The organism is Kitasatospora phosalacinea (assembly GCF_000717185.1).
GTDB lineage: Bacteria > Actinomycetota > Actinomycetes > Streptomycetales > Streptomycetaceae > Kitasatospora > Kitasatospora phosalacinea_A.
The window spans coordinates 1-1,232 of the sequence record NZ_JNYE01000245.1; the positions used below are offsets into that span (position 1 = coordinate 1).

Here is a 1,232-nt window from a genome sequence, read left to right on the forward strand (position 1 = left end):
GTCGAACCCGACGGAACGTCCAGACACATCCCGCTCTTCGCCACCGCCAACTGGTACGTCCCAGCAGCGGGCAACGTCACGGCCTCGGCCGGGGCGACCAGGACCGAGACGGTGCCAGCGCCGAGCAGCAGGGCCGCCGCGGCTCCGGTCAGGCGGCGGCGGGTGGTGGTGGCTCGCATGGCGGTGGCTCGCATGGTGGTGGTGTCCTCTCGCGTCGTGGTGTCGGGGCTCATCGGACGGGGTTCCAGCCGTCGGCGCCCGCCAGGTACTTCTGCGGGGTGTACGCGGCGGCCTGGGCGTCGGTGAGCTGCGGGCGGTTGGCGTTCACGCCCGCGCCCGCGCCGGTGTTGCGGTACTCGAAGTACCGGGCCTTCTGCCAGGTGCTGGTGGACATGTTGGTCCAGGGCTGCGCGGTGGCGATGGTGTCCGTCAGCACGGACTCCCGGTACACCACCTGCGCGTCCTGCCGCCAGGGCCGCCCCAGCTGGGTCTTCCCGGCGGTCGTCCCGTCGACCGTCGAGTGGTAGAACAGGAAGCCGTAGGCCCGGGCGGCCGGGGTGCTGGCGGCGGTGATCGGGCCGCCGGTGGTGCGCTTCTCGTGGATCCGGCAGTTGTCGAACACGGCGACGCCGCCGCCGTAGATGAAGTCGACCGTCCCTTCGACGTACGAGCCGACCACGTACGTCCGGGCGCTCTCGTTGACCAGGAAGGTGTCCTGGTCGCCCAGCAGCCGCACGTTGTCCAGCAGCGCCCGGTCCGCGTCCAGGTAGAGCGCGAGGGCCTGGTCGCCGGTGTCGGAGCTGTTCTCGTCGAAGTCGTTGCTGAAGGTGAGGTTGGCCGCCGTGAAGTCGTGGCCCTGGGCGACCACGGTGGCGCTGCCCGACGTCCCGTACGTGCCCGCGTTCCGGTTGCCGACCAGCACCACGTCCGCCGGGCTCGCGCCCAGGCCCTGGAGGGTGACGAACGGCTTGTCGGCGGGGACGGTGACCTTCTCCCGGTAGGTGCCCGGCTTGATGGTGATCACCACCCGGCTGGCGTTGCCGCTGCCGACGGCGTCGACCGCCGCCTGCACGGTGCGGTAGCGGCCGGTGCCGTCCTGCGCGACGGTCGGCGCGGCGGTGCTGCCGACGGGGCGGAAGGCCCACTGCTTGTTGGTGTTGGCGGTGCAGGTCTCCTGGATCACCGCCGTCCCGGCCGTGGTGGACGCCCCCTGGTCACTGATGCACAACCCG

General features: G+C 71.8%; 2 protein-coding genes. Both read right to left on the bottom strand.

Annotation, left to right across the window (positions count from 1 at the left end):
- The coding region (locus OO57_RS37810; protein WP_234337729.1) for an RICIN domain-containing protein at window positions 1-194 on the bottom strand (194 nt) is incomplete at its 3' end.
- A 35-nt stretch (window positions 195-229) separates the two neighbouring features.
- On the bottom strand, window positions 230-1,232 hold a 1,003-nt coding region (locus OO57_RS37815), incomplete at its 5' end, for a pectinesterase family protein (RefSeq protein WP_106974226.1).